The organism is Pseudomonas weihenstephanensis (assembly GCF_016812185.1).
Lineage (GTDB): Bacteria > Pseudomonadota > Gammaproteobacteria > Pseudomonadales > Pseudomonadaceae > Aquipseudomonas > Aquipseudomonas weihenstephanensis.
On sequence record NZ_JAAEBV010000004.1, the window covers coordinates 223,079 to 243,247 of the forward strand.

Annotated in this window: 14 protein-coding genes; 4 read left to right on the forward strand and 10 right to left on the reverse strand. The window is 57.5% G+C overall.

What is annotated here, in order from left to right:
- Window position 1 precedes the first annotated feature (1 nt).
- Window positions 2-1,219 (forward strand): acyltransferase family protein, encoded by a 1,218-nt coding sequence (locus tag GYN01_RS14610; RefSeq protein ID WP_173426983.1) that lies wholly within the window; start codon window positions 2-4, stop codon window positions 1,217-1,219.
- 3 nt (window positions 1,220-1,222) lie between these two features.
- Here the strand turns inward: GYN01_RS14610 and GYN01_RS14615 are convergent, their stop codons facing one another.
- The 7 genes from GYN01_RS14615 to GYN01_RS14645 all read right to left on the reverse strand — a co-directional run bounded on the left by GYN01_RS14615 (window position 1,223) and on the right by GYN01_RS14645 (window position 9,442).
- A complete protein-coding gene (locus GYN01_RS14615) occupies window positions 1,223-2,107 on the reverse strand; it encodes a glycosyltransferase (RefSeq protein ID WP_048364479.1) in 885 nt (294 codons plus the stop codon).
- Window positions 2,104-3,255, reverse strand: a complete 1,152-nt coding sequence (locus GYN01_RS14620; protein ID WP_048364480.1) for a glycosyltransferase — start codon at window positions 3,253-3,255, stop codon at window positions 2,104-2,106. The genes GYN01_RS14615 and GYN01_RS14620 overlap by 4 nt, the downstream gene beginning before the upstream one ends.
- On the reverse strand, window positions 3,252-4,136 hold the full coding sequence (locus GYN01_RS14625; RefSeq protein ID WP_203307352.1) for a DUF6625 family protein: 885 nt from the start codon (window positions 4,134-4,136) through the stop codon (window positions 3,252-3,254). Before GYN01_RS14625 ends, GYN01_RS14620 begins: the two co-directional genes overlap by 4 nt.
- Before the next feature lie 63 nt (window positions 4,137-4,199).
- Window positions 4,200-5,594 (reverse strand): PIG-L family deacetylase, encoded by a 1,395-nt coding sequence (locus tag GYN01_RS14630; protein ID WP_203307353.1) that lies wholly within the window; start codon window positions 5,592-5,594, stop codon window positions 4,200-4,202.
- Window positions 5,595-5,674: 80 nt separating this feature from the next.
- Complete coding sequence (locus GYN01_RS14635) at window positions 5,675-6,571, reverse strand: GNAT family N-acetyltransferase (RefSeq protein ID WP_203307354.1); 897 nt, start codon at window positions 6,569-6,571, stop codon at window positions 5,675-5,677.
- Entirely contained in the window at window positions 6,571-7,701 is a 1,131-nt protein-coding gene (locus GYN01_RS14640) for a glycosyltransferase (RefSeq protein WP_048364483.1), read from the reverse strand. The genes GYN01_RS14635 and GYN01_RS14640 overlap by 1 nt, the downstream gene beginning before the upstream one ends.
- Window positions 7,685-9,442, reverse strand: coding sequence for a carbamoyltransferase family protein (locus tag GYN01_RS14645; protein ID WP_048364753.1), 1,758 nt, complete (start codon window positions 9,440-9,442; stop codon window positions 7,685-7,687). The genes GYN01_RS14640 and GYN01_RS14645 overlap by 17 nt, the downstream gene beginning before the upstream one ends.
- Before the next feature lie 286 nt (window positions 9,443-9,728).
- Between GYN01_RS14645 and GYN01_RS14650 the strand changes: the two genes are divergently transcribed.
- Window positions 9,729-13,991: a membrane-targeted effector domain-containing toxin gene (locus GYN01_RS14650; protein WP_203307355.1), complete on the forward strand. Its 4,263-nt coding sequence runs from the start codon at window positions 9,729-9,731 to the stop codon at window positions 13,989-13,991.
- A 42-nt stretch (window positions 13,992-14,033) separates the two neighbouring features.
- Here GYN01_RS14650 and GYN01_RS14655 read toward each other — a convergent pair whose 3' ends face one another.
- Window positions 14,034-14,402 (reverse strand): YceK/YidQ family lipoprotein, encoded by a 369-nt coding sequence (locus GYN01_RS14655; protein WP_338053168.1) that lies wholly within the window; start codon window positions 14,400-14,402, stop codon window positions 14,034-14,036.
- Between the two features lie 214 nt (window positions 14,403-14,616).
- On the opposite strand from GYN01_RS14655, the gene GYN01_RS14660 reads away from it, so the two are divergent.
- Entirely contained in the window at window positions 14,617-16,719 is a 2,103-nt protein-coding gene (locus tag GYN01_RS14660; protein ID WP_203307356.1) for a TonB-dependent receptor family protein, read from the forward strand.
- On the opposite strand, the gene GYN01_RS14665 is transcribed toward GYN01_RS14660, so the two are convergent.
- Window positions 16,716-17,426: a 3'-5' exonuclease gene (locus GYN01_RS14665; protein WP_048400540.1), complete on the reverse strand. Its 711-nt coding sequence runs from the start codon at window positions 17,424-17,426 to the stop codon at window positions 16,716-16,718. The genes GYN01_RS14660 and GYN01_RS14665 overlap by 4 nt on opposite strands.
- Window positions 17,423-19,357 (reverse strand): putative nucleotidyltransferase substrate binding domain-containing protein, encoded by a 1,935-nt coding sequence (locus tag GYN01_RS14670; RefSeq protein WP_048400542.1) that lies wholly within the window; start codon window positions 19,355-19,357, stop codon window positions 17,423-17,425. Before GYN01_RS14670 ends, GYN01_RS14665 begins: the two co-directional genes overlap by 4 nt.
- Before the next feature lie 285 nt (window positions 19,358-19,642).
- On the opposite strand from GYN01_RS14670, the gene GYN01_RS14675 reads away from it, so the two are divergent.
- The gene (locus tag GYN01_RS14675; RefSeq protein WP_048364488.1) at window positions 19,643-20,092 is read left to right on the forward strand and encodes a response regulator; all 450 of its coding nucleotides are present in this window, start codon (window positions 19,643-19,645) and stop codon (window positions 20,090-20,092) included.
- Window positions 20,093-20,169: the final 77 nt, after the last annotated feature.

Below are 20,169 nucleotides of genomic sequence, written 5' to 3' on the forward strand. Positions count from 1 at the left end.
CCTGGGGAGCAACAACCCGCTCTGGGCCGTGATCGCATACGCACTGGCAATCACCACTTCAGCATTGTTGCTCCGCTTCTTTCCGCGTCTTCAGCGCAGCGTGCAACACACAGGGCAACAGCGCTTTAGCAGCGTCGATGGCTTGCGCGGCTATCTGGCGTTCGGGGTGTTCGTCCACCACACCGCCATCACCTGGCTCTACCTGCACACCGGCGTGTTTGACGTCCCCAAGAACTATTTCTACGCACAAATCGGCCTGGCCAGTGTTGCGCTGTTTTTCATGATTACCGGCTTCCTGTTCTGGGGCCGCCTTATCAAACATGGCCGGCATCACGACTGGCTGGCCTTTGCCGTATCGCGCATTTTCCGCCTGTACCCGCTGTACCTGCCGCTATTGCTCGTCGTTATTCTCTGCGTGTTTTACCTGCAAGGCTGGACCTTCGAGGATGAACCGCTGGTGGTCGCCAAACAGGTTCTGGCCTGGCTGGTATTCGAGCGCCCCGACATCAACCAGTACCCGCAAACCGGCATGCTGATTTCCAATGTCACTTGGACACTGGGCTACGAGGTGTTCTTTTACCTGGCATTGCCGCTGTTCGGGATGGTGTTTGTGTACCGCAAAAACTGGAAACAGGCCGTGCTATGCCTGCTGGGCGTTTATGCCCTGTATCAGGTGGTCGGCTGGGAGCATTCGCTGAAAAAACACATCCTGATGAGCTTTCTCGGCGGCATTGCGGCGGCTTATTGGGTGCGTCGCCCACAGTGGGTGGCGTGGGGACAGACCCGTCTGGCAGCCTGCATCGCCTTGATGCTGTTGGTCGTGGTGCTGTTCATGTTCCGCAAGAGCTTCGCCACAGCGCCACTGCTGCTGTTGACCGTGTTCTTCTGCATCGTGGCCTCGGGCAACACCTTGTTTGGTGCCCTCACGCTGCGCAGCATCCGCTGGATGGGCGAAATCAGCTACAGCACTTACCTGCTGCATGGTCTGCTCATTTGGCTGTTGATGCACCGCCTGCCAGTGGTGATGCAGTGGGACATCCAGCAACCGCTGGTATTTGTTGCATTGGCGGCGGTCGCCAGCAGTTTACTGATCGTGATCAGCAGCCTGACGTTCTTGTTTATCGAGCAGCCCGGCATGCTCGCGGGCAAGAAGACGGTGCGCTGGCTACGTCAGCGCACCCCTCTTGAAACATCCGACCCCGTAAAAGACGACGCTTGATACTCAGTCTTTTTCCAGCGGCGAAAAGTACAGACGCCCCAGGCCGCGCCAGGTTTTACCGGTCCAGTGCTTGAACGGAATTTGCTTGAGCAGTTCGCGCGCCAGACCACGGTCCCGGTTCGAGGTTTTCAGGAACATCGAGTTCAGGAACTTGTAACGCACTTCGTCATACAGCGGGTGATCGCTGAACAACGCATAGATGCGCAAAATGCTGTCGATCATGAACCGGTGGTTTTTGTACGAGTTGGTGGCGTGCTTGCGGTACTGCGCCATCACCACACTCAAACCGTCGATAAAGTACCCGGCGTGGGTGATCTTCAGCTCGATGTACAAGTCTTCCAGACGAATGCTCGGGTCAAAACCGCCCACCTTGTCCAGCGCTTCACGACGAATCATCAGCGTGGTCGCGGGCGGGTAAGGTTTGCGCTCCAGAAACATGTCATCGAAGTCCAGGCGACGGAACGGCACATCACGCCGCTGGCGCTTTTCGGGGTACAGGTTGCCCTCGGCGTCGATCAGTTCGATATTGCCCGCGCAAATGCCGACCTCGGGCTTGCCGTCCATGTACTCAACCTGAATCGCAATGCGATCGGGCTTCATGATGTCATCAGAACCGAACGGCACGATCAACGAGCCTTTAGCCCGCGCAATCGCGCCATTGAGGGTGTTGGTCAGCCCCTGATTTTGCTGGACGCGAAAATCAAACCCGTGCGCGGCCTGCAAACGTTGAATGCGCTCAACACTGTCATCGGTCGATCCGTCGTCAACCACCAACAATTCGATATTGGGGTAGGTCTGGTCCAGAACGCTCTGAATGCTCTGCTCGATGTACGGGCCGTGATTGTAAGAAGCAATAATCACCGAAACCAAAGGTTGAGCGTCTGTCATGAGCGGTCCTTGCGTGCTTGACTCAGGCCTGAGTCGATCAAATCCAGATACGCCTGACGGAACACCTCGATGTCGTGGTGTTCTTGCAGGTAGCGATACGCCTGTTCGCCCTTGGCGTGCAGCGCCTCGTCTGGCAGTGCGAGGTACTGATCGAGGGCGGCGGTCAATGTCGCCACGTCGCTGGGTTTGACGGCCAACCCTCCCGCGCCCTGAATCAACGGCAACATGGCCGGCACATCGGTGGCAATCACCGGCAAATGGCCACTCATGCCTTCAAGCAATGCCAACCCCAGACCTTCGGCCAACGAAGGCATGGTCCAGATGTCGAACGCGCGCACGTACTGCAAGGCGTTCTCCTGAAAACCCAGCAAATGCGCGCGACCGTTCAGGCCCAACTGTTCGATCTGTTCGCGCAAGCGCGACTCTTCACGACCGGCGCCGATAATGGCCAACTGCGCGTTGGGGTATTTGTCCTTGAGCGCGGCAAAAGCCTGGAGCAAGAAACGGTGGCCCTTGATAGGCACCAAACGTCCCAGTGCACCGACCATGCGAGCGTTCTGGTCCAGGCCCAGTTTTGCACGGGCTTCAGCCCGTGGCAGTTGCAGGGCTTCGGCTTGTTCGATGTCGATCGCGTTGGTAATCGCGTAAGTGTTTTGCTCGGTAAACCCGCACTTGCAGTCCAGCAAGTACTGTTTGACCGCTGGCGACACACCGACAAAACGCCACGCCTTGTCGATCAGGCGTTTGGCCTGGCTGCGACGATAAAGGCGGTCGTACTCACCAAAACCATGGGAAATGCCAATGCATAAGGGGATTTTCAGCCAGCGATTAAGCTGCAACATCATGTTGACCGGCTTGAAGCGGTTGCAAATCACCACGTCAAACTGTTCTTTGCGACAGAACTTGTACAGCGCCCACATCGCGCGGATGCGCATGCCTTTGAGCGACTTGTCACTGAACTCGAAGTACACCGAGTGATCGGCCTTGCTCACCGGCTCGCCGGGGCCAGGGCGACCGCGCAAGAACGCGGCCGTGATTTCATAACGCTCATTGGGTAGCGCACGCACGATTTGCTCGGCCAGGTCAGCGAAATCGTGGGATTTGACGTTGTAATCAGGCTGCAACTGCAAAACCTTGGAACGCTTCATAACTCTCCCCGGTGAAATCCGGTGGCATCAATAACCCAGGCAGGCTCGGCGGCCAGACGCTGGACAGTGGCGGAATCGGGAATGGGCAACGCGGCCCATTCATTGCGCTTCCAGCACACGAAGTGAAAGTACGGAAAGGTGTAGTCGCCGTCGCGGTCATTGGTCAGTTGACCCTTCTTCCAGAACCATTTACCCGGGAAGTTTTGCGTGCCGTCATGCCACTTGATGCAACCGCCCGGCGTACTGAACGCCTCGGTGAAGTCGCTGGTACGACGTAAGGGGTTGAACTTGCCCACCAGATCAAACAACGGCTTGGGAAAGTTCTTGCGCCACAAGAAGATCCGGCTGAAGGCTCCTTCATCAAGCGCATGGTGCTGATCGTCGGTAAAACGCTGCTGCCAATCCTCGATTTTCATGAACAGCTCGCGCTTGCACTGCGTGTTGCGCATCAAGCACAAATGACCTGCGACGCGGCGTTCATGGGTGGAGAACAAGTCGTAGCGCGCCAGCCGCTCAGCAGTGAAATAGCGACGCAAGTTGCCGTACACCAGGTCGATGTCGCCAAAGGCCCAGAAATCATAGCCGTGCAGGCTGTCTTCATGGATGTAACCCAGCGCGGGCTTGATATCGCACAGTTTGTAGGCGGCTTTGGGCGCGAAGTTGATCTTCAGGCGCTCAGACACCTTGCGGCAATAATCGCCAAAACTGATGCTTTGAACAGTCACATTGGGCGGCAGGTTTTCAGGCACCCCACAGTCACTGAACAGCAGCCAGTCAATGTCAGGATTGTGCCGGCAGCTTTCCAGGAAAAAAGGCATCCAGAACGGCCATTGACCGAAGTAAGGGATGACAAACGCAATACGCGGTGATGGTTTTATCACAGGAAACTCAATGTAATGGTCGAGAAAAGGGACAACGCTATGCCCCTGAAAACGGTGTTTTTATTATTTAAGGTGCCAAAACAGTTCATGTCGGCGAACCGCTTTGCGGAAAAATTCGTTCTCACCGTAAGGTGATGGCTTTCTGCCAGCCAAGAGCCTTTGTATCGACCGCCGCACACGCCGCTTGAGCGCTGCACGCGGTTGCAGATCATGCATCATGCCCAGCGCCATCGCTTTGTCGCGCTGTCGCTCAAGGCTCAATACCCGGCTATACGGACGCAGCGTGAGTGAGGCATCGAACACCGGTGGCAGTGCAATGCCATCTCCGCTGTTGCCCATCGGCCAACGGTCGTTGTCATGCAAGTGGTTGGCGTAGCCCAGCAACGTGTCCGGCTGCCACGCCAAGCCTTGCAGCGCCTCAATGACCGCCGAATGCGCGCAGATATGATCGGGGTGCGGATCAATGGCGGGATGCGGCAGCACGATCACTTGCGGCTTGGCCCGCAGGATTAACGCCCGCAGGTCGGCCAGCAGATTGTTCCAGGTCGGCGCGCCATCCTCATCACCCGGCAGCGCCACGCTGTTGAACTGGCGAAACAGGCGGGTATCGGTCAGGTCGGCTTCGCGTGAAGGGATCGGCTGCTCAGGGGCCGCCTGCATGGCGGGCAATTGCAGGCAGAAATAACCGAGCTGCGCGCATTGGGCTTGCGGCACACCGGCCCAGCGCGGCACCGCCACGCTGTCCCAAGCACGCAGGCGACCCTTGAGACGCGCCGCTTGCGCTGGCTCCAGCCCCATCTGCTGGTAATGCTGCGCTTCGATCTCACCCGCAGTCAGCGTCACGATCCAGGCTTCTTTGGCCTGACTGTACAAATCAAACGCAGCCAGCTCGGCGTCGTCGGCATGCGGGGCAATGACCATGACCCGCTGCTCGCTGTAGTCCGGCTGAGGCAAAACCCACAGTTGGGGCTGGCCCGCTACACGGCAAAAGCGCCCGCGCAGCGACAACTCACCGCCGCTCAACGCCTGAGCACAACCTGTGAGGTTCAGATAACGCAGGCCATTGACGCCGCGCTCGAATGTTTGCCGATCGTCGGCGAACTGTACAAACGGGTCGAAAAACCGCCCCAGCACGCCACTTTTCACCTTGAGCGCCAGAATCAGTGTTTCGTCACCCGCCAGGCTCAGCGGCGCTTGCAGCAGCACGCGTCCACCTTCAAGACGCACATCAGGGCACTGAGTGTCGGCCGCAAAACGGTATTGATAGTCGTCTTTGGGGGCATAAAACAGATGGTCGGCAAACCACGCTTCATGGGCGATCCAGCCCACCACCGCCAGCAGCAGGGGCAACCACCAGGCCACCAGCACACCGCAAGCAATCAGTAACAGCAGACCGATCACCAGGCTGATGCGTTTATTGCGTCGATGGCGCTTGAGGAGTTGTTGTTTGCGGCTCATGGCTTGGCTCTTGTTGGCTGATTGCCCTTTTAGGCGCGAGCATGGCCCCATTGCGAGCGCTCGCGCCTACCGGGACGACATCACACTTTGAAGACGGGCACCGGGTTGCACCAGCGCTCTTTGTATTCGCGGTCAGCGCGGCCGAACGAGAAACGCAGCGGCTTGTTAACACTGCGGGCCTGCTCCCAGGCCGACTGGGTGTTGATAAAGCTCAACACGCTGCCGGGGCTGAAAGCACGCGTTTGGGGGTCGACGCCGCCATTGACGTACTCAACGCTGATCCATTGCGGCGATTCAACCCGATACACCAATTGGATGGCAATGGGCGCATCGTTGAGGAAGATCACCGAGCCGATCAAAAACTCGCGTAATAGCTCAATGACTTCAGCCATACGCTCGGCTCCGGTGGCCACAAAGCTCCAGCGCCGCAGAAATAAATCGCAATAAATGGCCGACAACTCGACGCTGGAAAACTCAGACGCCGGGCGTATGACTCCGCCCGCCTCTTCGAGTAAGCGCAGTTCACGGCGCTGGTTATAGCGAAATTTCTTTGACAGCTCTTCGGGGGTGCGTGCCATCGCCAACTGTTCGGTTTGCGCGACTAAGGTACTGAAACGCCCCTCGTTGAGTTGTGACAAGTAACGCCCACGATGGCGTAAAGGCGCTGCTGCATCATCGGCCGCAGGCAAAATCAACTCGGCATTGCCCAGATCAAACAGGCCTTTTTTGCCGTGGCGCTTGAGCACGTCCTTGGACAGTGCCAAGTCGCGGCCCCACGTCGCGATTGCGGCTTTAAGTTCAGCGCCCTGCTCCCAGGCTAAATAACGCACCGGGATACCCGCCAAGTGCGCCAGGCGCTCAATGACCTGCGGATGGGTGGCGACGCTGCCCCCAAAACGCTGCCAGGCATGGGCATAAGTGTCAGCGTCAACCGCCTGCCAGCCGCGCTCGCGCCAGCCCTGAAATCGATTAAGCATCAGGCCCCCGCAGTCAGGTCGGTGACTTGCGGCAACTGCCAGAAGGTATCGCGCACCGCTTGATCGCTAAAACGGTCATGCAGGCGCGCCAGCATCAATTGGGCACAGGCCAGACGCTGCGCATCATCGAGCTGCGCCAAATGTTGCAGGCCCTGAGCCAGATGATCTGCGTCGCCCAGCGGGAACAGAATGCCCACGCCCTCGACCACTTCCTTGGCGCCACCACAGGCCGTGGCCAGTAACGGCACGCCAGCGGCCATCGCCTCCAGCAGCACCATGCCGAACGGTTCATGGTCGGAGCTGAGGGCAAACACATCAAACGCACGGAAGTAGCAGCGCGCATCGGGCACTTGACCGAGAAACTTCACCTGCTCGGCAACGCCGAGTTCTTTCGCCAGTTCCTTGAGGTCCTGCTCCAGACGGCCCTTGCCCATGATCACCAGTTGGCTGTCCGCGGGCAGGTGCGCCAGTGCCTTGGCAAAGCCCTGAATCAGCGTGGTCTGGTCTTTATCAGGGTGCAGACGCCCAACGTTGCCGATCACAAAACCGTCAGCCGACAGCCCAAGGTCGGCACGCGCCTCAGCGCGCGGCACCTGGCTGGCTTGCACCGCCTGAATGTCGATCCGGTTGTAAAGCGTACTGATACGCCCGTTTGGCCATTTTGGCAGGCACTTGCGCAAGTCATCACGCACGGCATCCGAAACGCCGAGCAGGCTCAAACGCTTGCGAAACAAGTGGGCGAACAGCTTGCGGCTGCGACGCTGGTAATCGCCGAACGCATGGTGCACGCCGATCACCGGCAAATCAGTGGCCAACAACGCGACGTAAATCGGCTTGAAACGGTGTGCGATGCAAAAGCTGAAATCGCGCGAGGCCGCAATTTTGCGCAGTTCGCGGATGGCGCCCAGCTTCAGGCCACGAATGGCCTTGGAGCTGAACTCCATGAACAGCACGTCGTCCGACCCGCAGCCCGCTGCAACCTGGGGGTCAGCCGCCCCGGTCAAAAAGACCGTGGTGACCTTGTACCCGGTGCCTGCAAATAGGCTGGCGTATTGACGGGCGCAGTCCAGAAACGGCCCGTCATAGCCGTGACAGAACTGCAACACATGACGCTCAGTCGAGCGAGTCATAAGCATCCGCGCCGTCTTTGACTACCAAAATGTCTTCCATGATCAGGTACTGCAAATCAGAACCGAAGAACATGTTCAGGGCGTCGGTCGGCGAACACACCATCGGCTCGCCACGACGGTTGAGCGAGGTGTTGAGTGACACACCATTGCCGGTCAGCACTTCCAGCGCTTTCATCATGTCGTAGTAGCGCGGGTTGTATTGACGCTCCAGCACTTGGGCACGGGAGGTGCCGTCTTCGTGCACCACCTCTGGCACGCGGGTCTTCCACTCTTGCGCCACTTCAAAGGTGAAGGTCATGAACGGGGCCGGGTGATCGACCTTGATCATTTGCGGGGCCACGGTGTCGAGCATCGAAGGGCAGAAAGGCCTCCAGCGCTCGCGGAACTTGATTTGTTCGTTGATGCGGTCAGCCACACCCGAGCTGCTTGGGCAGCCGATGATCGAACGACCGCCCAAGGCACGCGGGCCAAACTCCATGCGGCCCTGGAACCAGGCCACCGGATTGCCGTCGACCATGATCTTGGCGATGTTTTCAGGGGTGTTGCTGATCTTGCGGTACGCCGGTTTGCCAGGATGACGGGCACAAGCCGCGATCACGTCTTCGTTGCTGTACGCAGGGCCGAGGTAGACGTGTTCCATCTTCTCGACCGGTACGCCACGGGCGTGCGACACATAAGCGGCGGCGCCGACAGCGGTGCCTGCATCGCCGGACGCCGGTTGCACGAACAGCTCTTTGACGTCTGGACGGGCAATGATCTTCTGGTTCAGCTTGACGTTCAGCGCGCAGCCGCCGGCAAAGGCCAGCTTGCCGGTTTCTTTAAGCACGTCGCCCAGGTAGTAGTCGATCATCTGCAACGACAGTTTTTCGAACAGTGCCTGCATGCTGGCCGCGTAGTGGATATACGGCTCGTCGGCGATATCGCCTTCGCGCTTGGGACCCAGCCACTCGATCAGTTTTGGCGAGAAGTAGAAACCTTTGCCCTTCTCTTTGTAGCGGCGCAGGCCGATGACGTTGGCGTATTCGGTGTTGATCACCAATTCGCCATTTTCGAACGAGGCCAGGCGCGAGAAATCGTACTTGCTGGCGTCGCCGTACGGCGCCATGCCCATCACCTTGAACTCGCCGTCCAGCATCTCGAAACCGAGAAACTCGGTGATTGCACCGTAAAGGCCGCCCAGGGAATCCGGGTCGAAGAACTCTTTGATCTTGGTGATCTTGCCGTTTTCGCCATAACCGAAGAAGGTCGTGGCGTACTCGCCTTTACCGTCGATGCCCAGGATCGCGGTTTTCTCTTTGAAACCCGAGCAGTGGTAAGCGCTGGAGGCGTGAGCCAAATGGTGTTCAACCGGCTCGATCTTGATTTTTTTCGGATCGAAACCCAGTTGCTCAAGGCACCACACAATCTTGTTGCGATAGCGCTTGTAGCGACGGTTACCCATCAAAATCGCATCCAGGGCGCGATCCGGGGCATACCAGTAACGCTTGGCATAGTGCCAGCGCGCCTCACCGAACAAGCTGATCGGGGCGAATGGGATCGCCACTACGTCAACGTCGGAAGGCTTGATACCCGCTTGTTCAAGGCAAAATTTTGCAGATTCGTACGGCATGCGGTGTTTTGCATGCTTATCACGTACAAAGCGCTCTTCTTCCGCTGCCGCGACCAGCTTGCCGTCGATATACAGGGCGGCGGAGGGGTCATGGCTCAGGGCGCCGGACAGGCCAAGAATCGTCAATGCCACAGGTTGTGCCTCTTTTGAATGCAGGCAGGCGGCAGGCGCCTGAAAAAAGGGTGTGCTGCGCGCAACGCGCAGAAACAACTAAAGGGCGCGATTATAGCGTAAAGAGCGCGGTAATGACCCAGCGCGATTTGCCACGCCCTGCTCTGACGGCTCATGGCACGCCTCGCGGCGTAATCCCTCCCCCACGGCATACATATATAAGCCCAGCCCCCCTGCACTTTGCGATTTCCTGTGATGACGCATTGGTGTGCATCTCGCACCCACCTCCACAACAGGAACGCCCCCTATGCCTGACAACTTGGCATTGCTCACGAACGCCGCTAAAGAACTGCTTACCCTGCGCAATAACCTGCCAGACCTGGAAATCGCCATGGAGCATCGTCTGCGTCAGTTTTTCCCGACGCTGGCAGAGGACGTTTGCACCGACCTGCTTTTCATCAATGAACAAGCCCCACCTGAGCCGGGGCAAACGCCCTTCATCACCAGCAAAACGCTGAGCATGCTGATCGATCAGTGCTATCTCGAACAAAAGGTACCCACCTTTGTGCAAGGTAAAACCAAGGTCTATCACTACGCCCACACGTTGGCCGAGCAGGATCAGGCCCGTGAGATCACCGTGGATCTGCTTGAAAAATTCCTCGCCGACACCACGTTTAGCCTTGAGATTTGCCTGCGCGATGCGCTCATCGAATTTTGGCAAAAGCCGCAGAGTGAGTTTAATTCACTGACCCCGAAAGCTTGGCTATCGCACTATGTTAGAAACATGATCCGCGCCGAAGCCGCTGTGCGTCATGACGACAAAACTCTGGATACGGCGGCTCTGAATGCGGTCAATCAGGTATTTCCCCCAACCCAAGAGCCGTCCGCACAAGCCACGTTCGGTTTCTATACGCTGACCCTCAACGGGAACAACTCACTGGCGGCCCTGCCTTTGCACGGCATTTTTGTGATCACCACGAAAAACCTGCCTACCGAATCAACCGACTCTTTAACGCTGCGAGTGGTGCAAGACGATTCGCCGCGCACAGTAGTGCTTTTCACCCCCACCCAGGGTCTGGAGTCATTCGCCTCCTTGTCGGCGCTGACCCAGGAGCTGAGTGCGCGGCTTGCGGACACCTACCAGCGCGACTCATTGTTCGAGAGCGTGCTGGAGCAAGACCGTGTGCGCGCCCTTGCCCATCATCATGTGGACCTCAGCCCGGTCGAGGAGGCCTCTGCTCAAACCTTTTACGCCGATCAACTGATCGACAAGCAAAAGCATGACATGCGCCATGCCTGGTCCGTGGCGGTCGCACGCCAGGAAGACAAGAGCATCGCGCAACTGTCCGAGCACGTAGAGCAGTCACTGGACTCAAGCATCGTGTTAAAACCCGCAGGTATTTTACGGACTCGCTATACCCGACTGCTGGAAAGCCAGCTCCCGAACTGGCTCAAAACGGCGAGCGACGCCAATAAAAGTCAGTGGCGACTGGCGGTCGAAAAACTCATCCATGAACAACGGGCATCCGAGACCAGCCTGGCACAATCCATCACCCAAAGCGGGCAAAAACACACACTGTTGGGGTACGCACGCCAGCAGCTTAAAGAACGGATCAAAGCCGACCGTAACATCGAGGTCGATCCCGATTTCATCTTCATCTCCACCACTGAAGCCTTGCAAACAGGCCCAGTGATTTACCCTATCGGCGGTTCTGGGTTCCCCGCCGGTTCCAGCATCCCGCGGACCGGACCTTCAATTACCTATAAAACCACCACTCTGAGCCTCAGCGAACTGGCGCTCTCCAACGTCGGGGTATGGGACATCACCTTTGCCTTGACTGCACGTATCACCGACGCCAAGGGGCACCCACATCTCGTTCTGACGCCAAGCTACATCAAAACCCTGGTGCGAGAACTCGATATTGGCGAACGCTACAAAACCCGACTTAATCATCTGCTGGTGAATTCGCAGCAAGCACACTGGCGCAAAGAGCGGTACGTCGCCCTCAAGACTGCACAACTAAAACTGGACCTGATTGAAGCACGCCTGTCAGGTGCGCTGACGGAGAGTAATGCTGCCTGGGTACAAGCGGTATTGGACCATCCGGTTGAAAAAAACCGCCCCTTGATTCAAGGGGCTCAGATAAAAGTCCATCTACTGATGTTGCGCTACCATTCGCTGCCGGGCCTGCTGGTATTCAGTTCTACAGGGGCTCCCCACCTGTTGTGCTACCACCCTGACGCGCCGAACAACAATTGGTTTACCGTGGCAAGCTCACGTAATGATTTGGCCCGCCTTTTGTCCCAACCGATTTTTCACAGTTATGTCGAGAACAAGGTGACTTCAGCACAGCAGGCCTATATCAAACCTCTGCTCAATAAGGGGCTGACCGACAGCAACGTTCGATTGCAAATGATCCATCACCACGCGTTCGAAGCGTCCTACGACACAGAGGTCTCGTATACGCTCAGGGATGCTGACGAACAATCGACCTCCACCTATGAGAGCAACCTCAACACGGCCAAAGAGACGGCGCTGACGTTGCTTGATGTCATATCGTTTGTGTTGCCCACCAAAATACTGCTGCCCATTGTGGCTGCGCGCTTCATCTACCAATTGACATTCGTCTATGACGCCCTGCAACGGGATGAAAAATACGAAGCCTTACTGCACTGGATGGGGGCCATCAGCCATCTCACCGATGGTGCTTCGGACTTTGCCGGTTCTTCGGTGTTTAGCCGCTCTATTCGCCAGCGAGCCAGACAACCCGCGGCCACACTCAATCCCAATGCGGCCAGTTCACCCTCCCCGCAATCGCTCAAACTTCGCACCGGTCACGAGTATGGCGCAGGTGTATACGAAGGCCCCTCAAACGGCGGTAGCGTACCGGCGTATTACGTTAAAGACAGTAAGGGCAATTTGTACCGCAGCCGCTATGACAACCTGGACGAGATCTGGCGAGTGAGCGACGAGAGAGCCCCTGATGCCCAGCGCCGCGTGCCCGTAAACGAGCTGTCGGCAGGCAAATGGGACGTGCACCCGGCATCGCCCCAGCTCACGCAAAGGAGCGGCATCGAGCGTGTCATAGACAGTGCAAAAGTCACGAGTGTCTCGCTCAGCGGAAAAACACCTGACGCCCAAGGCATCTATCGGGTCGCCAACCTGAACTATATCGAGCAGGGCGGCATTGTCTTCGAGGTCTACTCCGGCTGGCTACGCCGCCACTGGTACCTGCAAATGCCCGCAGGTTCCAGCAGCGCCAGTTACAAACTGAGGCGCACGCAAGGGCACTGGGAAATCAAGCATCGTCTGTCCAGTACCGAAAAGCACTGGGAACCCTTGGTCCGCGAGAAAACTCAATTGCCTGCACGCTCCACAAACATCTCATACAGCGCCTACGACCTACCTGTAGAGCACCGCGCCATTGTTCAGGAACTCATCGCAGGGAACGACAAACTCCTGCACGTCGACTATGTATCACCCAGTCCTGAGCTTCAAAAGGCCAGCCAGACCTTCAAAACCCTCAGGGCTAAATTACTGACGGACGCCCAGACGTTTCTCAAGGCATCTGAGCCTAAACCACGAGCCGTTCGCCCTTCATTGGCACAGTCCGTCACGCCCGATGACCTGTTCAAAAAATTGTTCGAGCAATCGCAAGGTGTGATTTTAGGCGAAGCGCATTCGCAACAATCCGCGAAAAAAATATTGATCACACAGATGAGCGCGCTCAAAAAAAGTGAAGTCGGCGTGCTCTTTCTGGAGCACCTGCAAACCGATACTCATCAGTCCATGCTAGATGACTTTTTCACTACTCAAAAAATCCCCCCCGCACTGGACGACTTTTTAACGTCCCAGGATGTCGGACACCAGATCGACCCCTCGAGTGAGTTCACCTACAGCAAATTGGTCCGCGAGGCTGTAAAGCAGCGCATCCCGATCAAAGCCCTGGACTGTACAGCCAGTTATCACGTTAGAGGCATGCCGACTCGCTTTCCTGACCTGAACCGCACTGAAATGTTCAGCTATTTTGCATCGCAGGTGATCAGGGGCCATCTGGCAGCAAACCCCAATAAAAAATGGATTGCCCTCACCGGTAACAGCCATGCAAACACCTATCAAGGGGTCCCGGGAATAGCCGAACTGGAAGGCGCAATAGGTGTGCGTATCTCAGATGCAGCACCGAACAACTCCCTCGGTCTGCGCCAGAACATCGCCGAGGTCATACCGCCGAGCATATGGCAGCGTGAGCACATCCTATTAAAAAATGACTACTGGCTAGAGGTCGAAATTGCCGGTACAAAACCAAAATTACCGCCGTTCAATACGCCGCAGATTGAGTCAAAACTCAATAAACCTGGCACGTTCATGTTGGAAAATATTCCATCCGAAGGCCCCTACCTGATCCATCGCGCCAAAAATCAACAAATCGTGCGCACACGCATCCAGCTCGATAACGGCGCAGTGTTTATCGATCACCCCAATTGGCCTGACATCCACCTCAAGCGCTATGACTACCTGGAGGGTTTAATTAGGGACCTGAAAGCGAGAGGGTTGCAATCTGCAAACTAACAAGCACTGGAAGCGTATTTGTTCTCTTTACCAGCCCAAACGCTAGTAAGACCTCAGCAATATGCTGCCATATTTATACTGTCGATACAGTGTGTAAGGCGAAACCACTGTATCGACAGCTGCAGAGGCAAACACATCAAAGAAGAAGATCGGCACAAAACCGACGGGTACACCACTCGATGTATTAGGGAGTGCGTTCAATACACACAGGTCAAACGCTACACCGCTGTACAACCGCGGAATGGACTCACAATAGGTGTGTTTTTTTTTGAGCGTGCGCCGGATTGTTTCGTCATAACTGAAGAGCGTCTGCGCAGACCCACATCCGCCCAACATCACAGATACCGCGCACAACAGCACATTCTTATAAGTCATACAGGTGCCCTTCCGAGAGAGAAGGCAACCTAGCATGTGAAATAAATCCCCTCCTAGGTCATGACTTCTGGGTCTTGTGTAAGACGCCTCTTAGGCCTAACGTGAAACTCCAACAGAAATACCCTCAGAGCCTGTGCATCTGCCTTTTTTACCGCTATAAGGCGCTTGAGCCGCTAAACTGCGCGCCCTCTGCTAGCCTGATACCCGTCGCCCAAGACGGGTCGCGTCCCACGGAACTCCAATACCCCCCATGAAATTTTTTGCACCCGCTCGCCTTGCCCTTTTTGTGCCCAGCCTCTGCCTGACGCCTATCTGCTTTGCTGAACCGCTGGAACTCGACCCAAGCGTCATTACCGGCTCACGCAGCGCCAGCCCGAGTTTTGATCTGCCGTACTCGGTTGACAGCATCAACCAGGCGCAAATCAGCGACGGCCAACTGGGCATTAACGCGTCCGAAGTACTGTCCCGGGTGCCGGGGCTGGTGGTGCAAAACCGTCAGAACTATGCACAAGACCTGCAAATTTCATCCCGAGGCTTTGGCGCGCGCTCGGCGTTTGGTGTACGCGGTATCAAATTGATTGCCGATGGTATTCCGGCCAGCACCCCGGATGGCCAGGGTCAGGCGGCAACGTTCAACCTGGACACCGCCGAGCGCATCGAAGTACTGCGCGGCCCCGCTGCGACGCTGTATGGCAGCAACGCGGGCGGAGTGATTCAAATGTTCTCGCGCGATGGCGAAGGCCCGCCGCGCATCGGCGCCGAAACACTGATCGGCAGTGACGGCATGAGTAAAAACCACCTCACGGCTGAAGGCGCGGCCGATGACGTGGGCTTTGTGCTTGACGCCTCACGCATGGACACCGATGGCTACCGCGACCACAGCGCCGCCCGCCGCGACCAGACCTTCGCCAAGCTCAACTTCAAACCCGACGAGGACAGCAAACTGGCGCTGATCTACAGCAGCCTGGAGCAGAACGGCACGCAAGATCCGCTGGGACAAAGTTGGGAAGCCTACAAAGCGGACCCACGCTCAGTTGCACCCAATGCCATTACCTACAACACGCGTAAAAGCATTGACCATCAACAACTGGGTTTGAATTACGAGCGCTACTTTGGCGACGCGACCTTGCAGGTCAATGCGTATACCGGGACGCGCAGCGTGATTCAGTATTTGGCGATTCCCAAATACATCGGTAATACCCAAACGCTCAATCCGGCAAATGCACGGGGTGGCGGTGTTGTGCAATTCGATCGCAAGTTTTACGGCACCAATGTGCATTGGATTCAGCCCATCACGAGCGCGCCAGGTGAGCTGATTATCATCAGCGGCGTGGACTTTGATCAGAGCCGTGACAACCGGCACGGCTACCAAAACTACAACGGGGCGCAATTGGGCGTTAAAGGCGAAATGCGCCGCGACGAAGCCGATACTGCTCGCAGTCTTGACCCCTTCGTACAAGCCAACTGGGCCATCGAAGACTGGACCCTGCAAGCAGGCTTGCGCTACAGCACGATGGAAATGGACGTCGACGATCACTTTTTGAGCAATGGCGACGCCAGCGGCACCAAACGCTACGAAAAGGCCACGCCGTCAATGAGTGTGATGTACGCCTTCACACCAGAACTGCATGGCTATGTGAGCGCGGGCAAAGGCTTCGAAACACCGACTCAAGCTGAGTTAGCCTATGCGCCGGGCAATCAGGAAGGCTTCAACTTCGGACTCAAGCCCTCTGAAAGTACCCAGTATGAAATGGGGTTGAAAGCTCAGGTCTACAACACGCGAATCAACGCTGCCGTGTTCCAGATCACCACCGAAGACGAGTTGGTGGTCGCAGGTTCGGTGGGCGGACGTACCAGCTACCAAAACGCCGGCCGCACCTTGCGCCGAGGGTTTGAGCTGGGCGTCGAAAGCCAGCTCAGCGAACACTGGACCACCACCCTGGCCTACACCCGCCTGCAAGCCACTTACGACAGCGACTTCAGCAGCAGCAAAGGCACTGTCGATAAAGGCAATTACCTGCCCGGCGTGCCGCAAACCACGCTGTTTGCCGAAGTGAACTGGAAACCCGCAGATTGGGTCAGCACCGCCGTCGAGGGCATGTACCGCAGCAAGGTCTACGTTGAAGACACCAACAGCAAGAAAGCCGCCCCGGCCTACAGCGTGTTCAACTGGCGTGCGCGTTTTGAGCAGAACGTCGAACACTGGACCTTCCACCAAACCCTGCGACTGGACAACCTGCTGGACCGCCAATACGTAGGTTCGGTGATTGTGGCCGACGGCAATGACCGCTTCTACGAAGCTGCGCCGGGCCGTTCGTGGTACGCCGGGGCCGGGGCGCAATACCGCTTTTAAAAACTGTGCACCTGCTTGCGCCGCTGCCATTGATTGAGCCGCTGTTGCAGCGCCAGCGGGCTATCCAGCCCCTGTGCGCGCGCACGGCTGAACAGGATCAGCGCCAGTTCGGCGGTGGCCAGGGCATCGGCGCTGGCGTTGTGGCGGTCCTCGACCTGCAAGTTGAAATGCTTGATCCAGTGGTCGAGCCCCGCCTCGCGTAAATCGGCGTGCGGGCACAGCATGGGGGCCAGCGCTGCCACGTCCATAAACGGATGCTGCAAGCGATAACCCAGACTGTCTTTCAACGCGCGGCCCAGCATGTGCTGGTCAAACGGCGCATGGAACGCCAGCAACGGGCTGTCCCCCACAAACGCCATAAAATCGAGCAGGGCATCGGCCGGCTCACACCCGGCGGCAATCGTTTCAGGCCCCAATCCATGCAGCAGCACGCTGGGGCTGAGCGGGTTGTGGGCGCGGCGCAAGGTGCGTTCAAACGCCTGGCCCAGATCAATCGCCCCGTCCTCAATCACCATCGCACCGATTGACAGCACTTGGTCGCGGTTAAGGTTCAGGCCGCTGGTTTCCAGATCGACCACCACCCAACGTTGATGGCGCAACGAGGTGTCGCGCAGCCCCGGCGAGGGTGGCAGTTGCAGCAGGCGCTGTTGCTGCTCAAGGCTCAAGACCGGGCTTTTGCGCGACAACAGCCATGACAGCAGGCTCATAGCTGATACCGCAGCGCCAGGCTGCTTTGCAGGCGCTGCGCCTGGCGCAACGCTTCACGCAGGATGCGCCGGTCGAGCTGGTTGAGGCTGTCCGGGTCGACCCGGTTCGAGTACGGGCGGTTTTCACGGGTTTGCAATTGGTGTTGCTGCATGCGCGTTTGCTGAATGAAGTGATACGCCTCTTCATAGGCCGCCCCGTCCAGCGGCTCGATCACGCCCTGCGTCACCAAGTGGCGCAAGCGTTCGAGGGTGTTGTTGGCCTCCACGCCATGGGCCAGCGCCAATAAGCGTGCACCGTCCACAAACGGGGTCAGACCCTGCACTTTAAGGTCCAGGGTGGCTTTTTCGCTGCCTTTACGTTCCAGCACAAACTCGCGAAAGCGCCCCACTGGCGGACGATGGCGCAAGGCGTTGTCCGCCATCATGCGCTGGAACAGACGATTGTCGGCGACCTGCTCCAGAATGCCGCGGCGCAGTTGCTGGCACCCGCTGTCGTCACCCCATACCGCCCGCAGGTCGAAATAGATGCTGGAGGCCAGCAGATTTTCAGGCGTGGCTTCGCGGATAAACGCCGCAAAGCGTCGCGCCCATTCGGCTCGTGACAAACACAGGTCGGGGTTACCCGCCATGATGTTGCCCTTGCACAGGGTAAAACCGCAGGCTGCTAGGTGAGTGTTAATCAACTGCGCGATGGGCAGCAGGCGTTGACGAATCTCGGCGGCCTGCACAGCATCAGCGGCTTCAAACAGAATGCCGTTGTCCTGGTCGGTGTGCAGTGTCTGCTCGCGACGGCCTTCGCTGCCGAAACACAGCCAGGTGAACGGCACGCCGGGGTCGCCTTTTTCGGCCAGTACCAGCTCGATCACGCGGCACACCGTGTGATCGTTGAGCAGCGTGATGATGTGGGTGATCTGGGTCGACGAAGCACCGTGGGCCAACATGCGCTCCACCAATTGACCGATTTCGCCCCGCAGGTTGATCAGGCTCTCAAGCCGTGGTGCGTGGCGGATTGTGCGGGCCAGGTGCACCAGATCAACCCGTTGCAGTGAGAACAGATCACGCTCTGAAACCACACCGCACAAGCGCTGATCCTTCACCAGACAGACGTGGGCAATGTGCCGTTCGGTCATGGCGATGGCCGCATCGAACGCAGTGTGGTCGGGCGTCAGGTAAAACGGCCCCGGCGTCATGTGCTGGTCGATGGCTTGCGCAAAGTCCTGCGTGCCGTCGGCGACCACCTGGCGCAGATCGCGCAGGGTGAAAATCCCCAGCGGCGCCTTGCGCTCATCCACGATCACAATGCTGCCCACTTGTTGCTCGTGCATCAGCCGCACGGCTTCGCGCAAGGCGGTGCCAGGCAGGCAAGTAACAGGGTGGCGCATGGCCAATTCGCCCAGACGGGTATTGAGGGAGTATTGAGTGCCGAGGGTTTCGACAGCTTTTTGCTGAACCTGCTGGTTCACCTTGTCGAGCAAGCTGCTGACCCCGCGCAGGGCGAAATCGCGAAACTCGTCAGACAAGGCAAACAATTTGATAAACGCGGGTTTGTTTAATTGAAGACAAAACGTGTCTTCAGCGGCGCGGTGCTCGGTGCGGGTGGCACGTTCGCCCAGCAACGCGGCGAGAGGGAAGCATTCGCCTGCGGTGATCTCGAACGTGGTTTCGGCTTCCTGGCGCCCGACATGGGTGCGCTCGCCCACCACACGGCCTTGTTTGACGATGTAAAAGTGTTCGACCGGGCCGTCCGCAGGCCGAATGATGCTTTCACCGGGGCCATAGAAGCGCAGTTGGCACTGCTCGACCAAAAACGCCAGGTGAGTGTTTTCCATGTGATTGAAGGGCGGGAATCGCTGCAAAAACTGCATGGTGCCGTGAATGTTCTGCAACACCGCAGCCTTTCCTGCCTGGAGAAACGCATCCGATTTACTCATTGACCGCTACCGCATGTCTGACCGTTGTTGTTATGCCGGGGCGCTGCACCCTGTCGTCGTAATGCAAGTCATGCTCGGTTGTCTGCGCCAAAGTGCCCATTGGACGTAAGTCTATGGGGATAGTGGCCTACTGATATTTTTGAATTACCTCACAGAAAACAGGTCCGTTTATTGTGTTGCAAGACTTGGAAATGCAGCCTTGCGGGCGCACATTGGGGCACAGCCTAGGAATAGCTGACTGCATCGGTGGGATAACAGACTGAATAAAGCCGTTTTGAGAACCGTATGACCGAACACGACATTTTGAGCGACGCCGAGCGAGAGGCGCTGAGCGAAGTCATGAAAGCCCCCATTCGTGCCCGAGCTGCACAGCGCGTACTGATCGTCGAAGACGATCAACTGGCGCGCGACTTGCTCAGCGAACTGCTGGAGTTGCATGGCATTCAGTGCATCAAGGCCGCTGGTCAGCAGCAAGCCTGGCACACGCTGGAGTCAGATAAATCGGTTGCCCTGCTACTGACGGATTTGCGCATGCCGCCCGGTGACGGCCTGGAATTGATCCGCCAGCTTCGCCGCTCCGAGCGGGCGAACATGCCGGTGATCATCATGTCGGGCAATGCCGAGGTAAAAGATGCCATTGATGGCATGCACTTGAGCGTGCTCGATTTTCTGCTCAAGCCCATTGATACCGAAAAACTGACCGCGCTGATCAAACGCGAACTGCACATCGAATAGCTCCCCATGAGCTGCCGACTGAAGTGTGGCGAGCGCACAATAAAAAGCCCCGGCAGTTCGCCGGGGCTTTTTGTTAC